Genomic DNA, 21,074 nt, shown 5'->3' with positions numbered 1-21,074 from the left:
AGGGCCGGCTTCCGATGAGCATGTCCCCGATTGGGCGTCTGTCGGGACGGGGCGTCGAAATTCGTCCTATGGTTTGAAAAACCACGGAGGAATGTCCCATGCCCTACGTCGACGGTTTCGTGCTCGCGGTCCCCAAGGAGAATCTGGAGGCCTACAGGAAGGTCACCGAACTGGCCGGCAGCGTCTGGATGGATCACGGCGCGCTGAGCTACATGGAATGCGTCGCCGACGATGTGCCGGACGGCGAGGTGACCTCCTTCCTCAAGGCCGTGCAGGCCAAGCCGGACGAGGTCGTGTTCTTCTCCTGGATCACCTACCGGGACCGCGCCAGCCGCGACGAGATCAACGCCAAGGTCATGGCGGACCCGCGCCTGCAGGGGCCGAGCGAGATGCCGTTCGACGGCAAACGCATGATCTACGGCGGCTTCCAGAGCTTCACGATGATGCCGAACTGGGAAGCCTAGCGGATCGCCGGGGACATGCACCCTTCGGGAGCATGTCCCCTGCGTTTCGCGCCCTATTCCTTCGGCGGGGTCCGGTCGACGCTCATCGACTTCAGCGCCAGCCGGTCGCCCTCGACGGCGAGCTTGGCCTCGGCCATGCCGCCGGTGGGGCAGCAGTTGGCGTCGTCGTCCTTCCACAGGCCGGTGACCAGACTCAGGTCGGTCCAGTCGAACTGCACGCCCTTCCAGACGCCGAGCCCCTCGGGCAGCTGCTTGTTGAAGGCCGCCTGCCAGGCGTCGCGCTCCAGGTCTCGCCAGCCGCCCTGGACCGGCCGGAAGACCAGCTCGGCGTTGTAGGAGCCGGTGCCGCCGTGGCGCGAGGGAACGATCAGCAGCGGCCCGGCCGGGGTGCGGACGACTTCAGGCGTGCCGGGCAGGTCGCCCTCGAAGTTCCAGATCACCGGCTTCAGCCGGCCGCCCTCGTTGCGCAGCACGACCACGCCGCGGGTCCATTCGTCGTCGTTGGCCGGAACCTGGATCTGGTAGCTGAGGCCGCCGTACGGACCTGAGCCGGCCACCGTCCCGGAGCTGTCGACCTTGCATTTCTCCAGCGCCACGACGGCGCACTGCCGCGCCAGATCGCCGAGGGCGATGGAGGACGACCGGGCGCGTTCGCCCTGCTGCGCCTCGGCGGTCAGGCTCTCGATCTGCGCCTTGTAGAGGTCGGCCAGGGCGGGGACGTTGACCGTCTTTTCCGGCTTGCCCTCCTCGTCTCGGCCACGCCGGGCGAGGAAGTCGCGCTGCGTCGCCCGCAGGGTCACCGGCGCCGAGGTCGCGGCGGCGGCGCGGGCGTAGGCGGCGGCCATGTCGCGGTCGAGCTTGGCCAGCTGCGGAGACGCGCAGATCGCGCCCTCGACCGGGCTCTTGGCCTTGGCGCAATCGAAGCTCGGCCGTTCGGCGGCGAGGGCGGGGGCGGCGGAGCCGGCGACGAGCGCCAGCAACGCGGACGGCAGGATCGATCGAAGGCTCATGGCGCGAGAGTGCGCCCGAGCGCCTCCGCCAGCAAGGGCCTCAGCGCCGGGCCAGGTGCTCGCCCACGGCCTGGAAGGCCGGCAGGGTGACCGGGTCGTTGCCGGCGTTGGCCGCGATCGGGTGGGAGGAGAACCGGGCGATGACCATGCGGGCCGTCGGGTCGACGTAGAGGGACTGGCCGTAGACTCCGCGCGCCATGATCGCCCGGTGGGCGTTGTGGGTGATCCACCACATGCCGCGATAGCTCCAGCCCGGCAGCAGGCCGTAGCCCGCCTTGGCGAACCGGGCCGGATCGCCGCCGCCGAACAGGCTGTCGATGGCGGCGCTCGGGACGATCTGTCGACCCTGGGCGACGCCGCCGTCGAGCACCATCTGGCCGACCCGCGCCAGGTCGCGCAGGCCGGCGCTGAGGCCGCCGCCGGCGAACGGGACGCCGATCGAGTCGATGGTCATGTAGCCGTCCTGCTCGGCGCCGATCCGGCTCCAGATTCGCTCGGACAGCAGCTCGGCCGTCGACCGCCCGGTCGTCCGGGCCAGGATCCAGCCCAGGGCGTCGGTGTTGATGGTCTTGTAGGCGAAGGCCTCGCCGTGCTCGCCGTCCTTGGCGACGGTCCTCAGGTAGTCGAAGAAGGTGCGAGGGCCGGTGAAGCCCTCGGGCTTGGGCAGCGGGCTGGTGGCGGCCGAGTAGACCCAGACGTCGGCCTTGGGGTCGGCGTAGGTCTCGCTGTAGCGGAGGCCGGTGGTCATATCGAGCACCTGGCGGACCGTGGCGTCGCCGAAGGCGCTGCCGGCCAGCTCGGCGATGAGGTCGGCGACCGGTGCGTCGGGATCGAGCGCGCCTTCGACGATCAGGCTCTCGGCCAGCAGGCCCATCATCGACTTGGTGACCGAGAAGGCGCAGTGCTGGCCGGTCTCGGTCAGGGCGCCGGCGTAGGTCTCGTAGACGATGTCGCCGTCGTGCAGCACGACGAGGCCGTCGGTGTAGTTGGCCGCCAGGGACTCCGCCCAGGTTACGGGCGTCGCGCCGCCGATCGGGGTGAAGGTCAGGCCGTCGATGGCGTCGTCGATCCGCCGCCCCAGCGTCGAGGGCGCGCCCAGGCCGCGGCTGACCCCGGCCGTGGGGGCCAGCTGGCGCATGTGGCTGAAGGCCCAGCGCGACTTCGGGAACCGGAAAAGGTCCCGATCGGTCATCGCGATCACCCGGTCCGGCGCGGGCGGCGCGCCCTGCATCCAGCCCAGCGCGCGGGGATCGGAGGCGGCCGCGTCGGGGAAGGTCTCGGGCGGGGTCGAGGTCATGGGCGGTCCTCCAGAAACGCAGCGCTGCGACGGGTCAGTAACAACCTCCGGCCGGGGTCGGCCAGCCCGTCCTGTCGTCCGACCGGAAACAAACGGCTGGGCGAACGGCGGTCGCCGGGGTTAGCGTGGAACGCATGAGCCTCGCCGTCAGCAAGACTCTGCACAACTTGGCCGCCGCCTTCGCGATGGAGAGCCGGGCCGGTCGCCGCGCGCTGCGGCTGGTCGCCGCGGCGGAAGCAGAGGGGCGGACCGACGAGGCGGCGCTGCTCCGCTCGGCGGCCGAAGGCCGGCGCGGCCACGCCCAGGGCCATCTCGCCTTCATGGACGACCTTGCCGACGGACCGGCCGACAGCGTGGCCGACAGCCTGAAGACCGTGGCCGACGACGCCGAGCGGCACGCCGGCGTCTATGCCGGGATGGCGCGGTCGGCGCGGGAGGAAGGGCTCGAAGACATCGCCGACTGGTTCGAGACCCTGGCCAAGGCCGAGGCCGTGCGCGCCGACGGTCTCCGGCGCGCCCTGAGCCTGCTGGACTAGGGGCGGATCATGCCGGCGCCGCTGCACAGGATCATGCCGGAGGACCTCCTTCCCGCCGCCGTCTACGCGGTCCAGCGGCGGTCGCGACGGGCGACGCTGCTGCCGATGAAGCGCTTGCGCCGGGTGGACCTGGGGCCCGCTTGCGCCATCGGGTTCGAGAGCTACGACACGGTGCTCCTGCAGGTGCAGGAAACGCTGCTGGCCGAGGCGGGCGAGGGCGACGGAGTCGCGACCGCGCTGGCGGCCTACAACCCGCTGATCCCGCAGGGCGCCGAGTTGATCGCGACGGCGATGTTCGGGATCGACGACGATGTTCGGCGGGCCGCGATCCTGGCCCGCTTGGCCGGCGCCCGGGACTGCTTCTTCCTGCAGGTCGGCGGCGACCGTGTCCGAGCCCGGCCGCGAGACGAGATCGACGGCCCGCCCCGGGAGCGGGAGGAGGCGGCCGTGCACTTCCTGCGGTTTCGGCTCAGCGACGCCCAGAAGGCGGTGTTCCGCGACCCTGCGACCGTGATCGCCGTCGGCTGCGACCACGAGGCCTACGCCCATGTCGCCATGCTGAGCCCGGCTGCACGCGCGGAGCTGGCGCATGACCTGGCCTGGGACGCGGCCTGAGGGAAAATCGCGCCGGGCTTAATCTCGTCTTTGCCCTGGTCGGTCGACACTGTCGGCCCGCGGAGGCGACATGACCCGCACGAGCGCGAGCGAACGACAGCGTTGGGCCGCCATGGCCGAGGACCTCGCCGGCGTCGGCTACTGGTGGATGGACGCCGCCAGCCAGGCGATCCGCTGGTCGCCCAGCATGTTCCGGATCTTCGGTTTCGGGCCTGGCGCGGAGCCGCCGCTGGACATGGCCATGGCGCGGATCCATCCCGACGATCGCGCCGCCGCCGAGGCCAACCTCGCCCAGGCCCTGGCGGGGCAGGCCAGCGCCAGCGTGCTGCGCGTGGTCTGGCCCTCGGGCGAGGTGCGCAGCCTGGAGGGACGGGTCGCCTGCCAGATGGCCTCCGACGGCCGCGTGGCCGCGGTCTACGGCGCGGTGGTCGACCTGACCGCGCATGTCCGGGCGGAGCGGGAGCTGGCCGAGGCGCGCGACGCGGCCCAGGCCGCCGCCGCGGTGAAAGCCGAGTTCCTGGCCAACATGAGCCATGAGCTGCGCACGCCTCTCACCTCGGTGCTCGGCTTCTCGGCCCTGCTGTCCGAGCGCTGCAGCCTTGACGAGGAGGCCCAGAGCTATGTCGACCGCATCGCCTCGGCGAGCCGGGCCCTGCTGGCGACGGTCAACGACATCCTCGACTTCTCGAAGCTCGAGGCCGGGCAGGTCGAGATCAAGCCGCGGCCGGTCGACGTGGGCGGTCTGGCGCGCGAGACGTTGGAGCTGTTCTCGTCCCAGGCTCAGGAAAAGGGCCTGGCGCTGGAGCTGGCGGTCGACGCGGCCATGCCCGGGCGGCTGGTCGTGGATCCCGATCGCCTGCGTCAGATGCTGCTGAACCTGATCGGCAATGCCGTGAAGTTCACGCAGGAGGGCGCCGTGTCCATGGCGCTGCGCCACGATCCGTTCGGGGGCATGCTGGAGGTCGTCGTGCGCGACACCGGCCCAGGCCTGGACGAGGCGCAGCGCGCGCGGCTGTTCCAACGCTTCTCCCAGGTCGACGCCGGCTCGACCCGGCAGAACGGGGGCACGGGCCTGGGTCTGGCGATCTGCAAGGGGTTGGCCGAGGCGATGGGCGGCGGCATCGAGGTCCGCAGCCGTCCGGGCGTGGGCTCGGCCTTCCGCTTCCGCATCGCCGCGCCGGCCGCCGTGGAGGAGGCGGAGGCGGCTCAGCGCCTGCCCGTCGATGGGCCCGCCAAGGGCGTGCGGCTGCTGATCGTCGACGACCACCGGGTCAATCGCGAGCTGGCCGCCGCCATGCTGGCGCCCTGGGCGCCGTTGCTGGTCGAGGTCGGGGACGGCGAGAGCGCGGTGGCGGCCGCCGAGGGCCAGCCGTTCGACCTGATCCTCATGGACATTCGCATGCCGGGGCGGCTGGACGGCCCCGCCGCCGCAGAGCACATCCGATCCCGAAACGGCCCCAACCGCGACACGCCGATCCTGGCCTTCTCCGCCGACGCCGATGCGGAAGCCCTGCTGGCGACGGGCGCGCCGTTCGACGGCGTGATCGGCAAGCCCATCCTGGCCGCCGAGCTGGTCGCCGCCGTGGCCCGCTGGACCCGCGCTCGCCACGCCGCCTAGCGCCTGTCCTCAACACCGGTCGTCTCGATGGAGCTTGGACCCGGGAACGGGCGGACTCCGGGAGTCTCAGCGTCGCTTGTCCTTCCCACCGATTGGTGCTCTCACGAAAGACAAGTTTACAAAATAAACAAGTTGGCGTACTTCGCGGCCCTATCGGCCGCCGGGAGGGCGGCGTGGAGGATCCGATGACCTCGAACCAACCGGAGCGCCTGCATGCGCTCGACGCCGTCCGCGGCGGGGCGCTGCTGCTGGGCGTGGCCTTCCACGCGACGATGTCCTTCCTGCCCGGACAGCAGGTCTGGGTGGTCATGGACGCCGAGCGAAGCGCCGTGATGTCCGTGCTGTTCTTCTGGCTGCACATGTTCCGCATGGCGGCCTTCTTCCTGATCGCGGGCTTCTTCGGCCGCATGCTGCTGGAGCGGCGCGGGCTGAAGGGGTTCCTGGCGGACCGGAGCCGGCGGATCGTCCTGCCGCTGGTCGTGTTCTGGCCGGTCCTGTTCACCGCCATCGTGGCGGTGATGATCTGGGCGGCGGTCAAGGCCAACGGCGGGGCGGCGCCCTCGGGTCCGGCGTCGGGCTTCCCGAGCCTGCCGAACTTCCCGCTGACGCATCTGTGGTTCCTGTATGTGCTGCTGATCTTCTACGCGGCGGCGCTGCTCATCCGCGGCGGGCTGCGCCTGCTCGATCCCGGGGAAGCCGTGGCCGGCGTCGTCGACCGGATGATGCGCTGGATGGTCGAGCTTTGGCTGCCGGTGATGTTCGCCGCGCCGCTGGCCTTCGCCTTCTGGTCGGATCCGGCCTGGCTGGCCTGGTTCGGGATCATGACCCCCGACAGCTCGCTGATCCCCAATGTTCCGGCGCTGGTCGGCTACGGGACCGCGTTCGCCGCAGGATGGCTGCTGCATCGCCAGGCGAGCCTGCTGCAGGTCTGGACCGAGCGCTGGCCGATGCTGCTGGGCGTCGGGCTGGGCTGCGTCTCGACCTGCCTGGTCATGGTCGGGCTGGAGCCGGTGCTGACGCCGACGCCGCTGGGCCTGTCCAAGTTCGCCTACGCCTGCCTCTACGCGATGGGCGTGTTCTGCTGGACCTTCGGCCTGGCCGGGGCGGCGCAGCAGTTCCTGTCCGGCCACAGCCCCGCTCGGCGTTACGTCGCCGACGCCTCCTACTGGATCTACCTGATCCATGTGCCGGTGGTGATGGCGCTGCAGACCGTCGTCTCCGACCTCGCCTGGCCCTGGCCGGTGAAGTACGCCCTGGTGCTGGGCGCGGCGCTTGCCGTGGGTTTCGGCAGCTACCAGCTGCTGGTCCGGGGCACGGTCCTCGGCGGCTGGCTCAACGGCCGCCGTCACAAGCGGCTTGCCCACAAGCAGCTTGCCAAGGGACGCGGGCTCGTCCACGCCGAGGCGACAGGAGACGTCCCATGAGTCCCTCGCAAGATCCGTCGGCGGACGCCGCCCAGAGCGCGCGCGAAGACCTGGCCTTCCTCAAGGGGCTGGTCGATGGCGCCGGCCGCCACCAGGCGGCGACGGGCGCGGTGTTCGTCGCCGCCGGCCTGATCTACGGCCTGCAGATGCTCGGCCACTGGGGACAGGCGACCGGCTGGCTGACGCTCGGGCCGCTGGGCGGTTTGGTCCTGTCGCTCGGCCCGACCGTGCTGTTCCTGATCGTCCTGTGCGTCGTGCTGATCCGGGACCGCCGGGCGCCGCGCGGCGGGACGGCGTCCCGCGCCTTCCAGTCCGTGTTCGCCGCGGCCGGGACGACCAACCTGATCCTGATCGCCATCTTCGCCCCGGCGGCCCTGGGCGGCGGCGGGCTGAAGGTCTGGCTGTTCTACCCGGCCGTCGTCTTCGCCCTGCAGGGCGGGGCCTGGCTGGCGGCCTGGATGCTGACCCGGCGCTGGTGGATGGGCCTGACCGCGCTCGGCTGGTTCGCCTGCGCCATCGGCATGGGGCTGACCATCGGCCAGCTGAGCTACATCCTGATCGCCGCGGCCGGCCTGCTGCTGTGCATGGTGCTGCCCGGCTGGGCGATGATGCGCCAGGCCAGGACGGCCTGAGCCCCGTGCCGCGTCTCGACATCGGCAAGATCGACGAGGTCATCCACGGCCGCCTGCGGCTGGGGGTGATGGCCTATCTCGCCGACGCCGAGGTCGCCGACTTCACCGAGCTGAAGACCCTGCTCGAAGCCACCCAGGGCAACCTGTCGATCCACCTGCGCAAGCTGCAGGACGCCGGCTATGTCGAGATCGAGAAGAGCTTCGTCGGCCTCAAGCCCTTGACCCGGATCCGCATCACCGCCGCGGGCCGCCAGGCCTTCGGCGAGTACCTGGAGGCGATCGGCCGCCTGATAGGCTAGCAAACACCGGTCATCCCGGCGAAGGCCGGGACCCAGCTTCAGCCTCGGCGGCGGGTGTTTGTCTGTCGAACCAGCGCCCTACGATCTGGATCCCGCCTTCGCCGGGACGACCGGCCGGCCGGCTAGTGCAGCTTCAGACGGCCCGCGACCCGCTGCTGCAGCAGGCGCGCCAGGGCCAGGACGCCGGTGCGCACCACGCCCAGGATGGCCCGGTGGTGGTTCAGGTGCAGGCTCATGTAGACCCACTTGGCCACCAGCCCCTCGACGAAGAAGTTCGGCCCGCCGAGACCGCCCATCAGGGCGCCGACGCCGCGGTTCTCGCCCAGCGACACCAGCGAACCGAAGTCCTTGTAGACGAAGGGCCGGTCGATCCGGTGCTCGCGCATCTCGGCCCAGAGGACCTCGGCCAGGTAGTCGGCCTGCTGGTGGGCGGCCTGGGCGCGGGCGGGGACGGTCCGGCCCTCCTTCCAGGGGGCGGCGGCGCAGTCGCCCATGGCCCAGACGCCGGCCACCGGCGTGCGCAGCCGATCGTCGACGTCGAACTGGTTCAGACGATTCACCGGCAGGCCGAAGGCGGCGTTGGAGCCTGCGGCCTTCACCCCCGCGGCCCAGACGATCAGCTCGGCCTCGATGGTCCCGGCGCTGGTCGCCAGCCGCCCGTCCTCGACCGCCAGGACCTTGGTGTCGGTCAGCACCCGCACGCCCTTGCGCTCCAGGGCCGTGCGGGCCTGGTCGGAGGTCTTCTCGGGCAGGCCGCCGAGGATGCGCGGGGCCGCCTCGACGATGGCGATGTCCAGGCGGAAGCGCTGGTCGGCGCCGACGCCCTCCTCGAAGGCGGCGTGGGCTTCCAGGAGCTCGGCGGACAGCTCCACGCCCGTCGCTCCGCCGCCGACGATCGCCACGCCCAGCCGCCGCTCCGGCGCGAAGGCGGCGCGGGTGAAGGCGGCCAGCAGGCGGCGGTGAAAACGTTCGGCGTCCTCCGTCCGCTCCAGCAGATGGGCGTGCTCGGCCGCGCCGGGGGTGTCGAACAGGTTCGAGCCGCTGCCCATCGCCAGGACGCAGCGGGTGAAGGTCAGGGTCCGCTCGGGGATCAGCTGTTCGCCGTCGTCGTCCCGCAGCTCGCCCAGGGTCAGCCGCCGGCCGGCCGGGGCGAAGGCGGTCAGCTCGCCGAGGGCGAAGGCGAAGTGGTTGCGACGGCCCAGCACCGTGTAGGACAGCCCCTCCTGGTGGGCGTCCAGGGTGCCGGCGGCGACCTCGTGCAGGGTCGGCTTCCAGATGTGGTAGACGCTGCGGTCGACCAGCAGCACCCGCTCGGGTCCCCGTCGACGGCCCAGCTTTCGGCCCAGCCTGGCCGCCAGCTCCAGTCCCCCGGCGCCGCCGCCGACGATCACGGTGTCGTAGTGCATGGATGGCCTCGATCCTGCCCGCGCCGTGTCCATAGCGCCACGTTCGACGACTGTCGCGCGCGATCCTTGTGGACGGTCCCGCGAAGACTCTAGCCAGGCGGGAAAATCGACCGCAGGGTGATGGGTCTGTTCAGTCCGATTTGTCCGAGGGGGGACATTCCCATGAGCGCCGCAAACCGGTCCATCCTCCTGTGCGCCAGCGCCCTGGCGAGCGCCGTCAGCCTGCAGGCCCTTCCGGCCCTGGCCCAGGAGGCCCAGGTCTCCGAAGTCGTCGTCACCGGCTCGCGCATCGCCCGCAAGGACTACGTCTCCGAGAGCCCGATCGTCACCGTCGGCCAGGACCAGATCGCCGCGGTCGGGATGACCACGATCGAGAACACGCTCAACCAGCTGCCGCAGTTCACGGCGTCCAACGGCGCGGGGACCAACACCACCAACTTCGTGACGACGCCCGGCCAGTCCTACGCCAACCTTCGCGGCCTGACGCCGGTGCGGACCCTGGTCCTGGTCGACGGCCGCCGCGTGGTCGCCGGCAACCCCAACGGCGTGGTCGACCTGAACACGGTGCCGACCTTCCTGGTCGACTCGGTCGAGACGATCACCGGCGGGGCCTCGGCGGTCTATGGCTCGGACGCCATCGCCGGGGTGGTCAACATCAAGCTCAAGCGCGACTTCGAAGGCTTCCAGGCCGACGCCCAGTACGGGCAGACCAGCGCCGGCGACGGCGGCCAGACCAGCCTGGCCATCGCCGGGGGGCTGGATATCAACGACGGGCGCGGGAACCTGTCGGTGGCCCTGACCTACGACAAGCGCGAGGGCTTGTTCGCGTCGGACCGCGACTGGGCGGCCATCGGCTACAGCATCCTGAACACCGGCCTGACGCCCTCGGGCGCCGCGACCATCCCGGACGGGCGCTACGATCCGACCTCCAACGCCGCCGGCGCCGCGAACCTGCCTACCCAGGCGGCCCTGGATCTGGTGTTCGGCGGCTACGGCGTCGCCCCGGGGACGGTGGCTCGCAACAGCACCATCAGCTTCAACGCCGACGGCACGCTGTTCACCACGGCTCCGGTCCGCAACTACCGCGGTCAGCAGACGCCCGGCTTCTCCGCGGCCAACTACACCTTCAACAGCGCCGACTACCGCTATCTGAGCCTGCCGCTGGAACGCTACTCGCTGTTCGCCCAGGGCCATTACGATCTCAACGAGAGCATCGAGGCCTACGGGACCGCCTCGTACACGACCTACGACGTCTCGCGGCAGCTCGGCCCGGCCTCGGCCTCCGATGGGGCCTTCCCGGGACCGGACATCGTCATGCCGGTGACCAATCCCTACATCCCGGCCGACCTGCGCACCCTGCTGGCCTCGCGTCCGACGCCGGGCGCGGACTTCTATCCCCGCCGCGCGTTCAACGAGGTCGGCGGCCGCCTGTCGGAGAACACCTACGAGACGCTCCAGCTCGTCGCGGGTCTGCGCGGCGACTTCGGCGGCGGCAACGACTGGCGGTGGGACTTCTACGTCTCCTACGGCGAGATGAATCACGACGAAAAGCAGTTCGGGAACGTCAGCCGGGCGGCGATGCGGCAGCTGACCTTCGCGGCCGACGGCGGCGTGGCGCTCTGCGGCGGGTTCAACATCTTCGGCGCCGGCAAGATCAGCCCCGGCTGCGCCAAGTTCATCTCGCGCGACGTCAGCAACACCACGACCATCGAGCAGACCATCGCCGAGGGCTACGTCACCGGCACGGTCTATGAACTGCCCGCCGGCCCGCTGAAGGCCTCCATCGGCGCCCAGGCGCGCAACGACCGCTTCGACTACAAGCCCGACGCCCTGCTGCAGGGGCCGGACATCGTCGGCTTCAACCCGGCCGTTCCGGTGACCGGCGAGATCAACTCGCGCGAATTCTACGCCGAGTTCCTGATCCCGGTGCTGGCCGACCTGCCCTTCGCCAAGAGCCTGGACATCAACCTCGGCGGCCGGATCGCCAACTACAACACCATCGGCCAGACCAGCGCCTGGAAGGCGGACTTCACCTGGAGTCCGGTCGACCGTCTGCTGGTTCGCGGCGGCGCCCAGAAGGCGGTCCGCGCCCCGAACGTGGCCGAGCTGTACTCGCCGGTTTCGTTGGGTTTCAGCGGCATCGGCACGCCGGGCGCGGGCACGACCGCCGGCGACCCCTGCGACGACCGTTCCTCGTTCCGCACCGGCCCGAACGCGACCAAGGTGCTGGCGCTCTGCCAGGCCCAGGGCGTCACGACCCCCTTCACCCAGCCCTCGACCCAGGTCGAGATCCTCGGCGGCGGCAATCCGGACCTTCGCGAAGAGACCGCCAACAGCTGGACCCTGGGTCTGGTGTGGGCGCCGCAGTTCGACGCGGCGCTGCTGCGGCGTCTCAGCCTGTCGCTGGACTACTACAACATCGAGGTGGAGGACGCGGTCGGGACCCTGGGCGTCTCGGTGATCGTGCCGGCCTGCTTCAACGCCGACGGCAGCAACCCCAACTTCGATCCGAACAACTTCTACTGCCAGCTGTTCGACCGTCTGCCGGCCGGCGGCATCACCCGGGTGCAGCTGAACCAGATCAACCTCGCGGCCATCAAGACCACCGGCTACGACTTCCAGCTGGACTGGGGCGTCGACCTGCCGGAGCTCGGTCTTCCGGACGGCGCCGGCAAGCTCGACATCAACCTGGTGGTCAGCAAGCTCGACAGCTACGAGCGCCAGAACCGCCCGGGCGCGGCCTTCGTCGACTACGCCGGCAGCATCGGCGGCGACCTGAGCGGCGGAGCCTTCCCGGAGTGGAAGTCGGTGGCCTCGGCGACCTGGGCGGTCGGTCCGGCCAAGCTGACGGCGCGGTGGCGTCATCTGGACGGCATGCAGGACGCTCGCAGCATCCCGGTGTTCAGCCCGACCGCGCTGGACACGCCCAACTACGACCTGTTCGACGTGATGGGCAGCTGGGCGTTCGAAGCCCCGGCCAGGATCACCGTCCGGCTGGGCGTCAACAACCTGACCGACGAGACGCCGCCCTACTACACCAGCTACAGCAACTCCAACACCGACCCGAGCACCTACGACATCCTCGGCCGGCGTTGGTTCGCCGGGGTCGGGGTGAAGTTCTAGGTTGCTGGGGGGCATGCTCCGAAGGTGCGTGTCCCCGATCATACGGCCAGTAAGGGGACACGCACCGGCTCCGCTGGAGCATGTCCCCTATGGCCTACTTCCAGGATTCCAGGTCCTTCTTGAGCTGTTCGCTCGTCGCCTTCTCCTGCTCGGGCGGGACCGGGACCTTGTCGGCGTCGCGGGCGGCGGCCTCCTGCTTCGCCTGCAGGTCGGCGTCGACGGGCTCGGCCTTGCCGCAGGCGGCGAGCGGGGCGACGGCGAGGACCAGGGCGATGAGGGCGTGGCGACGCATGAAGGCTTCCTAGGCTGCTGTCTTGCTCAATGGCCCGCGGCGGGCGTCGTTCCATAGCCGCCGGGCCGCCATGAAGGAAAGCCGGCAAACGAAAAGGCCCCGGATCGCTCCGGGGCCCCTTTGCCGTTTGTTGCTCCGCCTACTGGCAGGCGAGGCATTCCTCGTAGTCGGTCTTGGCGGCCGAGGCCATGTCGACCACGTCGTTCGAGGCGGTCTCGGCGCCGGCGTGCGCGGCGCGCTGCACCGACTTGGAGCGCAGATAGTAGAGGCTCTTCATGCCCCGCTCCCAGGCCTGCCAGTGCAGCATGTGCAGGTCCCACTTGTCGACGTCGCCCGGCAGGAAGACGTTGACCGACTGGCTCTGGCAGATGTCCGGCGTGCGGTCGGCGGCCAGTTCGATGACCCAGCGTTGGTCGATCTCGAACGCCGTCTTGTAGACGTCCTTGTCGTCCTGGCTGAGGAAGTCGAGGTGCTGCACCGAGCCCTCGTTCTCCAGGATGCTGTCCCAGACCGCCGGGGTGTTCCGACCCTTCTCCTCGAGCAGGGCCTCCAGGTAGGGGTTCCGCACCGCGAACGAGCCCGACAGGGTCTTGTGGGTGTAGATATTGGCCGGGATCGGCTCGATGCCCGCCGAGGTGCCGCCGCAGATGATCGAGATCGAGGCGGTCGGGGCGATGGCCAGCTTGTGCGAGAAGCGCTCCATCACGCCGCGGTCGGCGGCGTCGGGGCAGGGGCCCTTCTCCTCGGCCAGCTTGACCGACGCCTTGTCGGCTTCACGGCGCAGGTGCTTGAAGAGCCGCATGTTCCAGCTCTTGGCCAGGGCGCTCTCGAACGGGACGTTCTGCGCCTGCAGGAAGCTGTGGAAGCCCATCAGGCCCAGGCCGACCGAACGCTCGCGCTGGGCGGCATAGACGGCGGCCTTGGCGTCGACCGGCGCGCGCTGGATGAAGTCCTCCAGCACGTTGTCGAGGAAGCGCATGACGTCCTCGATGAAGCGGGGCTCGTCGCGCCACTCCAGGAAGGTCTCGGCGTTGACCGACGACAGGCAGCAGACCGCGGTCCGCTCCCTGCCCAGGTGGTCCGTGCCGGTGTGCAACATGATCTCGCTGCACAGGTTCGACTGGCGGACCTTGAGGCCGAGGTCGCGCTGGTGCGCCGGCATCGCCTTGTTCACGTGATCGGAGAAGATCAGGTAGGGCTCGCCGGTCTGCAGGCGCAGCTCCAGGACCTTCTGCCACAGGGCGCGGGCGTCGACCTCGCGCAGGACTTCGCCGGTCTTGGGCGAGCGCAGGCCGAACTTCTCGCCGTCGCGGACGGCGAACATGAACTCGTCGGTGATCGAGATGCCGTGGTGCAGGTTCAGGGACTTGCGGTTGAAGTCGCCCGACGGCTTGCGGATCTCGAGGAACTCTTCGATCTCAGGGTGGTGGATGTCGAGGTACACCGCCGCCGAGCCGCGGCGCAGGCTGCCCTGGCTGATCGCCAGCGTCAGGCTGTCCATCACGCGGATGAAGGGGATGATGCCGCTGGTCTGGCCGGCGCCCTTGACCTTCTCGCCGATCGACCGGACGCCGCCCCAGTAGGTGCCGATGCCGCCGCCGTTGGCCGCGAGCCAGACGTTCTCATTCCAGGTGTCGACGATGCCGTTCAGCGAGTCGCCGACGGCGTTCAGGAAGCAGCTGATCGGCAGGCCGCGGTCGGCGCCGCCGTTCGACAGCACCGGGGTCGCCGGCATGAACCACAGGCGGCTCATGTAGTCGTAGACGCGCTGGGCGTGCTCGGCGTCGTCGGCGAAGGCCGTGGCGACGCGCGCGAACATGTCCTGGTAGGACTCGCCCGGCAGCAGGTAGCGATCCTCGAGCGTCGTCTTGCCAAAGTCGGTCAGCAGCGCATCGCGCGAACGGTCGACCTCGACCTTCTGAACCAGAGCCAGCTGGGGTCGATCCCCACCGGTCCAGGCGGCGTCTCCTGCCGCTTCACCGAGGGGAATTTGCCGCGCCGCGTCGCCCATCATGACCTTAAAATCCGTGACTGATCATGGAGTTCGCAGGCGACGTTCCCGCCTGCTGGCCCCTAGATGTAGTGGGCGTTGCGCCCCCTGAACCCACTATATGGGGCCATGACGGCTAATGACTCGTCAACGGCCAGAACGTCCGTCGGGCGACTTTTTTCGTTAGCAACCTGTTAACAGTGCGAACAACCCGAACGGGGTCAAAGGGTTGCATCGCGAGCCGCGACGCCAGGTCGCGGCAGTGTGAACAGATCGCTCGCCCGATACGCGAACCGACGGATTCCAAAACCTCGGGCCGACCGCAGTTGCCAGCGGCGCGATGGACCCCTAATAGACCATCCGTCACTGGGGAGTAGCCGGCTGCGCCCATCAGCAGCGGACGCGTCAACAGACTTGGGGATCTTATCCCCATGGCGTGTCCAGTCCGAAAGGACCTGGCGAGACCTTTGGCTATCGCGCGCGGCCTGCGGGGCCGAGGGCGCGAGACGCCATAGGTCCATCTGCTCGGCCCCGCGCGACGTGTGATTCTCATGGAAGCCTTCCTCGTCTCCACCGGCCTCGTGGCCATCGCGGAGATCGGCGACAAGACGATGCTGCTGGCCATCGTTCTCGCCGCGCGATTCCGAAAGCCCTGGCCGATCCTGGCCGGCATCCTGGCCGCCACCCTGGCCAACCACGCCCTCGCCGCCACGGTCGGCGCCCTGGCCGGCGAGTTCCTGCAGGGGCCGTGGATGAAGTGGGTGCTGGGCGTGCTGTTCATCGGCTTCGCCGGCTGGGCCCTGATCCCCGACAAGTTCGAGGACAGCGAGGCGCCCAGCACGATGAAGGCCGGCTCGGTCTTCCTGACCACGCTGGTGGCCTTCTTCCTCGTGGAGATGGGCGACAAGACCCAGGTGGCCACGGCTGCTCTGGCGGCGCGCTTCGAGCAGATCCTGCTGGTCACCGCCGGCACCACCTTCGGGATGATGCTGGCCAACGCCCCGGCGGTGTTCATCGGCGAGGCGGCGGCCCAGCGCCTGCCGCTGAAGTACATCCGCTGGGCGGCCGCGGCCTGCTTCGCGGCGATCGGGGTCTGGATCCTGATCGCCGGCTAAGCGAGGTCTGCGCCTACTCGTGAGGGGGCCTGGCCGGGACCTTCCGGTCGCCCCCGAACGTCCAGATCAGGAAGGCCGTGAACAGGGAGGCGGAGCCGCCCACGATCATGGCCTGGGTCACGCCCACATGGTCGACCAGCAGGCCGCCCAGCAGGGCCCCCGACGCCAGGGCGACCTGGAAGGTGGTCACCAGCAGCGCGCCGCTGGTCTCCATGGCCTCGGGCGCGGCCTTGAACATCCAGGTCTGGATGCAGATCGGCATGGCGCCGAAGGCCAGGCCCCAGAAGGCGATCGCGATCGAGGCCGCCAGCTGGTCGCCGCCGAACGCCGCCAGCCCCAGCACGGCCGAACCCATCGAGAGGGCCATGACGACCTTGGTGGCGCGGACGCTCTTCTCCAGCGCCAGCCCGCCCAGGAAGTTGCCGACCAGGCCGCCGGCGCCGAACAGCAGCAGCAGGCCGGTGATCTGGCCGGCGTTCATGTGCGAGACCTGCTGCAGGAACGGCTGGACGTAGGTGTAGGAGGCGAAGTGGCCGCCGGCCAGGAACAGCGCCGCCAGCAGGCCCAAACGGGCCTTGGGCACGGCGAAGGGCGCGATCAGGTTGCGGGCGGTGGTCTTCTGGTTCTGCGGCATCGGCGGCAGGAAGATCAGCTGGGCGACCAGGGCGAGGACGGCGACGCCGGCGGCGATTCCGAAGGCGGCGCGCCAGCCGGCCAGCTCGCCGATCAGGGAGCCGGCGGGGACGCCGCAGACGGTGCCGACCGAGACGCCGGCGAAGATGATGGCGACGGCGCGCGGACCCTTGGCCTCGCCGGCCAGCCGCATGCCGAGCGCGCCGGCCATGGCCCAGAAGCCGCCGACGGCCACGCCCATCAGGGTGCGTCCGGCGACCAGCATCTCCAGGCTGGTCGCGAAGGTGGAGATCAGGTTCGAGCCGACCAGCAGCGCGATCAGGCCGAGCAGCAGGGCGCGCCGGTCGAGCGAACCGGCGCCGATGGCGATCAGCGGGGCGGCCACGGCGGCGACCAGGCCGGGCACGGTCACCGACAGTCCGGCGGCGCCCTCGGTCACCTTGAGGCTGGCGGCGATGTCGGTCAGCAGCCCGACCGGCAGGAACTCGCTGGTGACCAGCACGAAGGTGCCGACGGCGATCGACAGGACGGCCAGCAGCCAGGGCTGGGCCTCGGTCGTGGGCGCAAGGGCGGATGCGCGGTCGAGCGTCTCGACCGCGGCGTCTTGAACAGGCGGCGTCACGGAAATCCCTCCAGGTACGCTTACAGACGAAAGGGGCCCCGACGCCGTGACGCCGGGGCCAAGGTTCAGGCGACGGCGCCGCCGTCGACGTTCAGGGTCGTTCCGGTGATGAAACTGGCCGACGGACTGGCCAGGAAGGCCACGGCGGCGGCGACTTCCTCGGCCCGGCCGTAGCGACCGAGGGCGACGCCCTGCTTCTGGTTCTCGGCGTGGTCGCCGTCGGCCGGATTCATGTCGGTGTCGATCGGGCCTGGCTGGACGACGTTGACCGTGATCCCGCGAAGGCCCAGGTCTCGCGCCCAGACGCGGCTGTAGCCGGCGACGGCGGCCTTGGTGGCCGAGTAGTCGCCCAGGGTCTCCCAGCCGCGATCGCCGCAGATCGAGCCGATGGTGATGACCCGGCCCTCGTCGGGCAGCAGCGGGGCGGCGGTGCGAACCGCCGTGGCCACGGCCTTGACGTTGATGGCGTACTGGCGCTCGAAGGCGTCCAGGTCGTTGGCGGCCTGGTCGACCGCGCCGGTGACGAAGACGCCGGCGTTGTTGACCAGGATGTCCAGCCGGCCGAAGCGATCCGCGGCCGTGCGCACCAGCTGCTCGACCTGGGCGGCGTCGGCCTGGTCGGCCTGGATGGCCTCGGCGCGGACGCCCTTGGCCTGGAGCTCGGCGACGACGGCCTGGGCCTTGTCGGGCGAGGCGCTGTAGCTGACGACCACGTCGGCGCCGTCGTCGGCCAGTTTGCGCGCGATCGCCGCGCCGATGCCGCGCGACGCGCCGGTGACCAGGGCGACCTTGCCGGAAAGCGGTTTGCTCATGGAAATGATCCTCGTAGGAGCGTCCAGACCCGCTCGCTGCGAGTTCTGTAACGGTCGCTACAGATGGAAACTGGATATCCGTCCGCAAGGCCATTATGTAATGGTCGCTAAAATTTATTTCGGAGGATGATCCGGCGATGGGCAGACCCCGCGCCTTTGACCGGGACCAGGCGATCGAACAGGCGATGGACGTCTTCTGGCGTCATGGCTACGAGGGCGCGTCCATGGCCGAGCTGACCGACGCCATGGGGATCAACCCGCCCAGCGTCTACGGCGCCTTCGGCAACAAGGAAGGGCTGTTCCGGGCCGTCCTGGACCGCTACGCCGAGGGGCGGGCGGACTTCATGGATGATGTCCTGAGCGCCCCGACCTCGCGCCAGGTCGTCGAGCGCTACCTGCGCGGTTCGGCCGAGCTGGCGCTGGAGCCGAAGAAGCCGGCCGGCTGCCTGGTCCTGCAGAGCGGGCTCACCTGCGGCAAGGGCGGCGAGGCGGTGGTCGAGGAGCTGACCGAGCGCCGTCGCGACCCGGAATGCCGGCTGAAGACCCGGTTCGAACGGGCCCGGGACGAGGGCGACCTGCCGCGCGGCCTCGATCCCCTGACGCTGGCCCGCTACCTGGTGGCGGTGAACAACGGCCTGTGCGTCCAGGCGACGGGCGGCGCCACGCGCAGGGACCTGCAGCAGGTGGCCGAGATGGCGCTGCGGGCCTGGCCGGGGAACTGATAGAAGCATCGGCGTTCAACAGCGCCAGGAAACGCCGATGCCCGCCTTCGTGATCATGCTCCGCGACGAGACCCTCGATCCCGAGGAATTCGCGACCTACGGCAAGAAGGCGCCGGCCGCCCGCGGCGAGCACAAGATCACGCCGCGCGCCTTCTACGGAAAGCACGAGGTCCTGGAGGGCGACGACGTCGAGGGCGCGGTGATCCTGGAGTTCCCGACCTTCGAGGAGGCCAAGGCCTGGTACGACAGCCCCGCCTACCAGGAAGCGCTGCAGCACCGCCTGAAGGGCGCGACGTACCGGGTGCTCATCGTCCAGGGGGTGTAGCCGCCGGGGACATGCTCCCGCAGGGTGCGGGTCCCCGTCGATGCGCTCGATCGCGGTGCGTGGTTCGAGACGCTCGCCTGAAGCTCGCTCCTCACCATGACGAATACTGAGTTCGTCATCCTGAGGAGCGGACCCTCAGGTCCGCGTCTCGAAGGACGCAGGGCGCATCCGCCCTACGCCGCCTTCAGCGCGCCCAGGCGGCCGATCGAGGCTTCGGCCTCGGCCATGATGCGGCGGACGATCTCGCCGGCCGGAAGGACGTCGTGGACGCCGCCGGCGCTCTGGCCCATGGCGAAGCAGGACTTGTCCGCGTCCAGGCCCTCGATCTGGCCGCCGATGCCGCCCAGGGCCCCGTTGCGGACGCTGATGCCGGCCTGCATCGGGAAGGGCTGGATGTCCTGCGGACGGCTCTCCCAATCCTCGACGTAGGGGTTCTTCTTCACCCGCATCGGCTTGCCGCTGTAGCAGCGGGTGCGGACGGTGTCCTCGTCCGAGGCCTCGACGATGGTCTGGCGGTACATGTCGCCGGCATGGGCCTCGGCGCTGGCGATGAAGCGGGTCCCCATCCAGACGCCCTGGGCGCCCAGCGCCAGGCAGGCGGCCAGGCCGCGGCCGTCGTACAGGCCGCCGGCGCCGACCACCGGGATCTTCACCGCCTCGACCGCCTGGGCGACCAGGGGCAGGGTGCCGACGAGACCGGTGTGGCCGCCGCCTTCGCCGCCCTGGCAGATGACCGCGTCGCAGCCGGCCTGTTCGGCCTTCACCGCGTGCTTCACGGCCCCGCAGACGACCATCACCTTCAGACCGGCCTTCTTGAGCTTCTCCATGATCGGCATGGGCACGCCCAGGCCGGCCACGAAGGACGAGGCGCCTTCCTCGATGATCACGTCGACGCTGGCGGTCAGGCTCTCGGGGCTGGCGGCCAGCAGGTCGACGCCGAACGGCTTGTCGGTCAGCGACCGGACCTTGCGCATCTGGTCGCGGATGAACTCCGGCTGGGTGCCGGCCATGCCGAGCACGCCGTAGCCGCCGGCGTTGCTGACCGCCGCCGCCAGCTCGGCGTAGGACACCCCGCCCATGCCGGCGAGAAGGATGGGATGCTCGACGCCGAGCAGGTCGCAGAGAGGCGTGTGGAGGGACATGGCGCGTTTCCTGGGTCTTGTTTGAAGACCATCCTGCCGCTCAGAGCGGACGGGTCAATGGTGACGCCGCGTCAGGTTCTTGAAGCCTCTCCCCATGGGAGAGGGGGACCATGCGAAGCATGGTGGAGAGGGCCTTCGGCGTTGGACCCCCTCCACCATCCCTGCGGGATGGTCCCCCTCCCCCAAGAGGGGAGGATCCTGACGTCAGAAAATCGCATACCCCCGTCGACGACGAAGGTGTCGCCCGAGTGGTAGCTGCTGGCGTCCGAGGCCAGGTAGACGGCCACGCCGCCGAAGTCCTTCGGCTCGCCCCAGCGGCGGGCGGGAACGCGGCTGATGACCTTGTCGGTGAAGGCGTCGTTGCCCTGGGCGCCGGCGGTCATGTCGGTGGCGATCCAGCCTGGCAGGATGGCGTTGGCGCGCACGCCGTAGCGGGCGTGTTCGACCGCCACGGCCTTCATCATCGAGATCACCGCGCCCTTGGTGGCGGCGTAGGCCTCGTTGCGGCCGGCGCCCTCGATGGCGGCCAGCGAGGCGATGCCGACGATCGAGCCGCCGGGGTCGCCGGCCTTGGCCCGCTCGACCATGTGCTTGCAGGCTTCGCGGAAGGTCCAGAACACGCCGTCCTGGTTGACCGACAGCACCCGGCGGTAGGTCTCGGTGTCCATCTCGACGAAGGAGCGCGACAGGGCGCCGATGCCGGCGTTGGCGATGACGGTGTCGACCCGGCCCATGGCCGCGACCGCTTCCTGCATGCCCGCGACCACAGCCGCCTCATTTGCGACGTCGACGACCTGGGCCTTCACCCGCACGCCATGTTGGGTCAGTTGGCCCTCGGCCTCCAGGTTGCGCTCGGCGTTCGAGCCCCAGATCACGATGTCCGAGCCGGACGCGGCCAGCGCCTCGGCCATGCCCAGGCCGATGCCGCGATTGCCGCCGGTCACCAGCGAGACCTTTCCGGTCAGGTCGAAAGGCTTGTAGGCCATGGCGTCGTCTC

General features: G+C 70.1%; 19 protein-coding genes, 1 pseudogene and 1 riboswitch. Of the genes and pseudogenes, 11 read left to right on the top strand and 9 right to left on the bottom strand.

Annotation, left to right across the window (positions count from 1 at the left end; genetic code table 11):
• Positions 1 to 98: 98 nt before the first annotated feature.
• A complete protein-coding gene (locus CSW64_RS18710; protein ID WP_099623520.1) occupies positions 99 to 464 on the top strand; it encodes a DUF1428 domain-containing protein in 366 nt (121 codons plus the stop codon).
• 53 nt (positions 465 to 517) lie between these two features.
• Here CSW64_RS18710 and CSW64_RS18705 read toward each other — a convergent pair whose 3' ends face one another.
• Together CSW64_RS18705 and CSW64_RS18700 are read right to left on the bottom strand one after the other, a co-directional pair.
• Entirely contained in the window at positions 518 to 1,474 is a 957-nt protein-coding gene (locus tag CSW64_RS18705; RefSeq protein ID WP_099623519.1) for a lysozyme inhibitor LprI family protein, read from the bottom strand.
• A 40-nt stretch (positions 1,475 to 1,514) separates the two neighbouring features.
• Positions 1,515 to 2,771, bottom strand: coding sequence for a serine hydrolase domain-containing protein (locus CSW64_RS18700; protein WP_099623518.1), 1,257 nt, complete (start codon positions 2,769 to 2,771; stop codon positions 1,515 to 1,517).
• Positions 2,772 to 2,905: 134 nt separating this feature from the next.
• Here CSW64_RS18700 and CSW64_RS18695 point away from each other — a divergent pair, with 134 nt between their 5' ends.
• The 6 genes from CSW64_RS18695 (at position 2,906) to CSW64_RS18670 (ending at position 7,895) form a co-directional block, all read left to right on the top strand.
• The gene (locus CSW64_RS18695; RefSeq protein WP_099623517.1) at positions 2,906 to 3,307 is read left to right on the top strand and encodes a ferritin family protein; all 402 of its coding nucleotides are present in this window, start codon (positions 2,906 to 2,908) and stop codon (positions 3,305 to 3,307) included.
• Positions 3,308 to 3,316: 9 nt separating this feature from the next.
• Positions 3,317 to 3,922, top strand: a complete 606-nt coding sequence (locus CSW64_RS18690) for a DUF3501 family protein (protein ID WP_099623516.1) — start codon at positions 3,317 to 3,319, stop codon at positions 3,920 to 3,922.
• A 70-nt stretch (positions 3,923 to 3,992) separates the two neighbouring features.
• A complete protein-coding gene (locus CSW64_RS18685; protein WP_099623515.1) occupies positions 3,993 to 5,540 on the top strand; it encodes an ATP-binding protein in 1,548 nt (515 codons plus the stop codon).
• A 185-nt stretch (positions 5,541 to 5,725) separates the two neighbouring features.
• The gene (locus tag CSW64_RS18680; RefSeq protein ID WP_099623514.1) at positions 5,726 to 6,964 is read left to right on the top strand and encodes an acyltransferase family protein; all 1,239 of its coding nucleotides are present in this window, start codon (positions 5,726 to 5,728) and stop codon (positions 6,962 to 6,964) included.
• Complete coding sequence (locus CSW64_RS18675; protein WP_099623513.1) at positions 6,961 to 7,596, top strand: hypothetical protein; 636 nt, start codon at positions 6,961 to 6,963, stop codon at positions 7,594 to 7,596. Before CSW64_RS18680 ends, CSW64_RS18675 begins: the two co-directional genes overlap by 4 nt.
• A gap of 5 nt (positions 7,597 to 7,601) precedes the next feature.
• Positions 7,602 to 7,895 (top strand): winged helix-turn-helix domain-containing protein, encoded by a 294-nt coding sequence (locus tag CSW64_RS18670; RefSeq protein WP_099623512.1) that lies wholly within the window; start codon positions 7,602 to 7,604, stop codon positions 7,893 to 7,895.
• A 122-nt stretch (positions 7,896 to 8,017) separates the two neighbouring features.
• Here the strand turns inward: CSW64_RS18670 and CSW64_RS18665 are convergent, their stop codons facing one another.
• Positions 8,018 to 9,301 carry an NAD(P)/FAD-dependent oxidoreductase gene (locus tag CSW64_RS18665; protein ID WP_099623511.1) on the bottom strand — a complete coding sequence of 428 codons (1,284 nt, stop codon included), beginning with the start codon at positions 9,299 to 9,301 and terminating at the stop codon, positions 8,018 to 8,020.
• Positions 9,302 to 9,463: 162 nt separating this feature from the next.
• Between CSW64_RS18665 and CSW64_RS18660 the strand changes: the two genes are divergently transcribed.
• Entirely contained in the window at positions 9,464 to 12,424 is a 2,961-nt protein-coding gene (locus CSW64_RS18660) for a TonB-dependent receptor plug domain-containing protein (RefSeq protein ID WP_172448624.1), read from the top strand.
• A gap of 94 nt (positions 12,425 to 12,518) precedes the next feature.
• Here the strand turns inward: CSW64_RS18660 and CSW64_RS18655 are convergent, their stop codons facing one another.
• Complete coding sequence (locus tag CSW64_RS18655; RefSeq protein ID WP_099623509.1) at positions 12,519 to 12,716, bottom strand: hypothetical protein; 198 nt, start codon at positions 12,714 to 12,716, stop codon at positions 12,519 to 12,521.
• Between the two features lie 139 nt (positions 12,717 to 12,855).
• A complete protein-coding gene (locus tag CSW64_RS18650) occupies positions 12,856 to 14,730 on the bottom strand; it encodes a ribonucleoside-diphosphate reductase subunit alpha (RefSeq protein ID WP_425430349.1) in 1,875 nt (624 codons plus the stop codon).
• A gap of 332 nt (positions 14,731 to 15,062) precedes the next feature.
• Positions 15,063 to 15,239, top strand: a riboswitch (yybP-ykoY riboswitch).
• An 18-nt stretch (positions 15,240 to 15,257) separates the two neighbouring features.
• Here CSW64_RS18650 and CSW64_RS18645 point away from each other — a divergent pair.
• On the top strand, positions 15,258 to 15,821 hold the full coding sequence (locus tag CSW64_RS18645; RefSeq protein WP_099623508.1) for a TMEM165/GDT1 family protein: 564 nt from the start codon (positions 15,258 to 15,260) through the stop codon (positions 15,819 to 15,821).
• A gap of 13 nt (positions 15,822 to 15,834) precedes the next feature.
• Here CSW64_RS18645 and CSW64_RS18640 read toward each other — a convergent pair whose 3' ends face one another.
• Complete coding sequence (locus CSW64_RS18640) at positions 15,835 to 17,076, bottom strand: MFS transporter (RefSeq protein ID WP_099623507.1); 1,242 nt, start codon at positions 17,074 to 17,076, stop codon at positions 15,835 to 15,837.
• Positions 17,077 to 17,141: 65 nt separating this feature from the next.
• Positions 17,142 to 17,888: an SDR family NAD(P)-dependent oxidoreductase gene (locus tag CSW64_RS18635; RefSeq protein WP_099623506.1), complete on the bottom strand. Its 747-nt coding sequence runs from the start codon at positions 17,886 to 17,888 to the stop codon at positions 17,142 to 17,144.
• Between the two features lie 137 nt (positions 17,889 to 18,025).
• Here CSW64_RS18635 and CSW64_RS18630 point away from each other — a divergent pair, with 137 nt between their 5' ends.
• Positions 18,026 to 18,610 carry a TetR/AcrR family transcriptional regulator gene (locus tag CSW64_RS18630; protein ID WP_099623505.1) on the top strand — a complete coding sequence of 195 codons (585 nt, stop codon included), beginning with the start codon at positions 18,026 to 18,028 and terminating at the stop codon, positions 18,608 to 18,610.
• Between the two features lie 37 nt (positions 18,611 to 18,647).
• Complete coding sequence (locus tag CSW64_RS18625) at positions 18,648 to 18,935, top strand: DUF1330 domain-containing protein (RefSeq protein ID WP_099623504.1); 288 nt, start codon at positions 18,648 to 18,650, stop codon at positions 18,933 to 18,935.
• 173 nt (positions 18,936 to 19,108) lie between these two features.
• Here CSW64_RS18625 and CSW64_RS18620 read toward each other — a convergent pair whose 3' ends face one another.
• Positions 19,109 to 20,077: an NAD(P)H-dependent flavin oxidoreductase gene (locus CSW64_RS18620; protein ID WP_099623503.1), complete on the bottom strand. Its 969-nt coding sequence runs from the start codon at positions 20,075 to 20,077 to the stop codon at positions 19,109 to 19,111.
• A gap of 218 nt (positions 20,078 to 20,295) precedes the next feature.
• A pseudogene (locus CSW64_RS18615) lies at positions 20,296 to 21,063 on the bottom strand (SDR family NAD(P)-dependent oxidoreductase); the annotation flags it as partial.
• Between the last annotated feature and the right edge of the window lie 11 nt (positions 21,064 to 21,074).

It is taken from the genome of Caulobacter mirabilis (genome assembly GCF_002749615.1).
Taxonomy (GTDB): domain Bacteria; phylum Pseudomonadota; class Alphaproteobacteria; order Caulobacterales; family Caulobacteraceae; genus Caulobacter; species Caulobacter mirabilis.
Note: the sequence above shows the minus strand (reverse complement) of the source record. Positions and strands in the feature narration are given on the sequence as shown.

Bases quoted from the DNA above. Each gene is read 5' to 3' on its own strand.
- CSW64_RS18710 (WP_099623520.1), top strand. From the start codon at position 99: ATGCCCTACGTCGACGGTTTCGTGCTCGCGGTCCCCAAGGAGAATCTG.
- CSW64_RS18705 (WP_099623519.1), bottom strand. From the start codon at position 1,474: ATGAGCCTTCGATCGATCCTGCCGTCCGCGTTGCTGGCGCTCGTCGCC.
- CSW64_RS18700 (WP_099623518.1), bottom strand. From the start codon at position 2,771: ATGACCTCGACCCCGCCCGAGACCTTCCCCGACGCGGCCGCCTCCGAT.
- CSW64_RS18695 (WP_099623517.1), top strand. From the start codon at position 2,906: ATGAGCCTCGCCGTCAGCAAGACTCTGCACAACTTGGCCGCCGCCTTC.
- CSW64_RS18690 (WP_099623516.1), top strand. From the start codon at position 3,317: ATGCCGGCGCCGCTGCACAGGATCATGCCGGAGGACCTCCTTCCCGCC.
- CSW64_RS18685 (WP_099623515.1), top strand. From the start codon at position 3,993: ATGACCCGCACGAGCGCGAGCGAACGACAGCGTTGGGCCGCCATGGCC.
- CSW64_RS18680 (WP_099623514.1), top strand. From the start codon at position 5,726: ATGACCTCGAACCAACCGGAGCGCCTGCATGCGCTCGACGCCGTCCGC.
- CSW64_RS18675 (WP_099623513.1), top strand. From the start codon at position 6,961: ATGAGTCCCTCGCAAGATCCGTCGGCGGACGCCGCCCAGAGCGCGCGC.
- CSW64_RS18665 (WP_099623511.1), bottom strand. From the start codon at position 9,301: ATGCACTACGACACCGTGATCGTCGGCGGCGGCGCCGGGGGACTGGAG.
- CSW64_RS18660 (WP_172448624.1), top strand. From the start codon at position 9,464: ATGAGCGCCGCAAACCGGTCCATCCTCCTGTGCGCCAGCGCCCTGGCG.
- CSW64_RS18655 (WP_099623509.1), bottom strand. From the start codon at position 12,716: ATGCGTCGCCACGCCCTCATCGCCCTGGTCCTCGCCGTCGCCCCGCTC.
- CSW64_RS18650 (WP_425430349.1), bottom strand. From the start codon at position 14,730: ATGATGGGCGACGCGGCGCGGCAAATTCCCCTCGGTGAAGCGGCAGGA.
- CSW64_RS18645 (WP_099623508.1), top strand. From the start codon at position 15,258: ATGGAAGCCTTCCTCGTCTCCACCGGCCTCGTGGCCATCGCGGAGATC.
- CSW64_RS18635 (WP_099623506.1), bottom strand. From the start codon at position 17,888: ATGAGCAAACCGCTTTCCGGCAAGGTCGCCCTGGTCACCGGCGCGTCG.
- CSW64_RS18630 (WP_099623505.1), top strand. From the start codon at position 18,026: ATGGGCAGACCCCGCGCCTTTGACCGGGACCAGGCGATCGAACAGGCG.
- CSW64_RS18625 (WP_099623504.1), top strand. From the start codon at position 18,648: ATGCCCGCCTTCGTGATCATGCTCCGCGACGAGACCCTCGATCCCGAG.
- CSW64_RS18620 (WP_099623503.1), bottom strand. From the start codon at position 20,077: ATGTCCCTCCACACGCCTCTCTGCGACCTGCTCGGCGTCGAGCATCCC.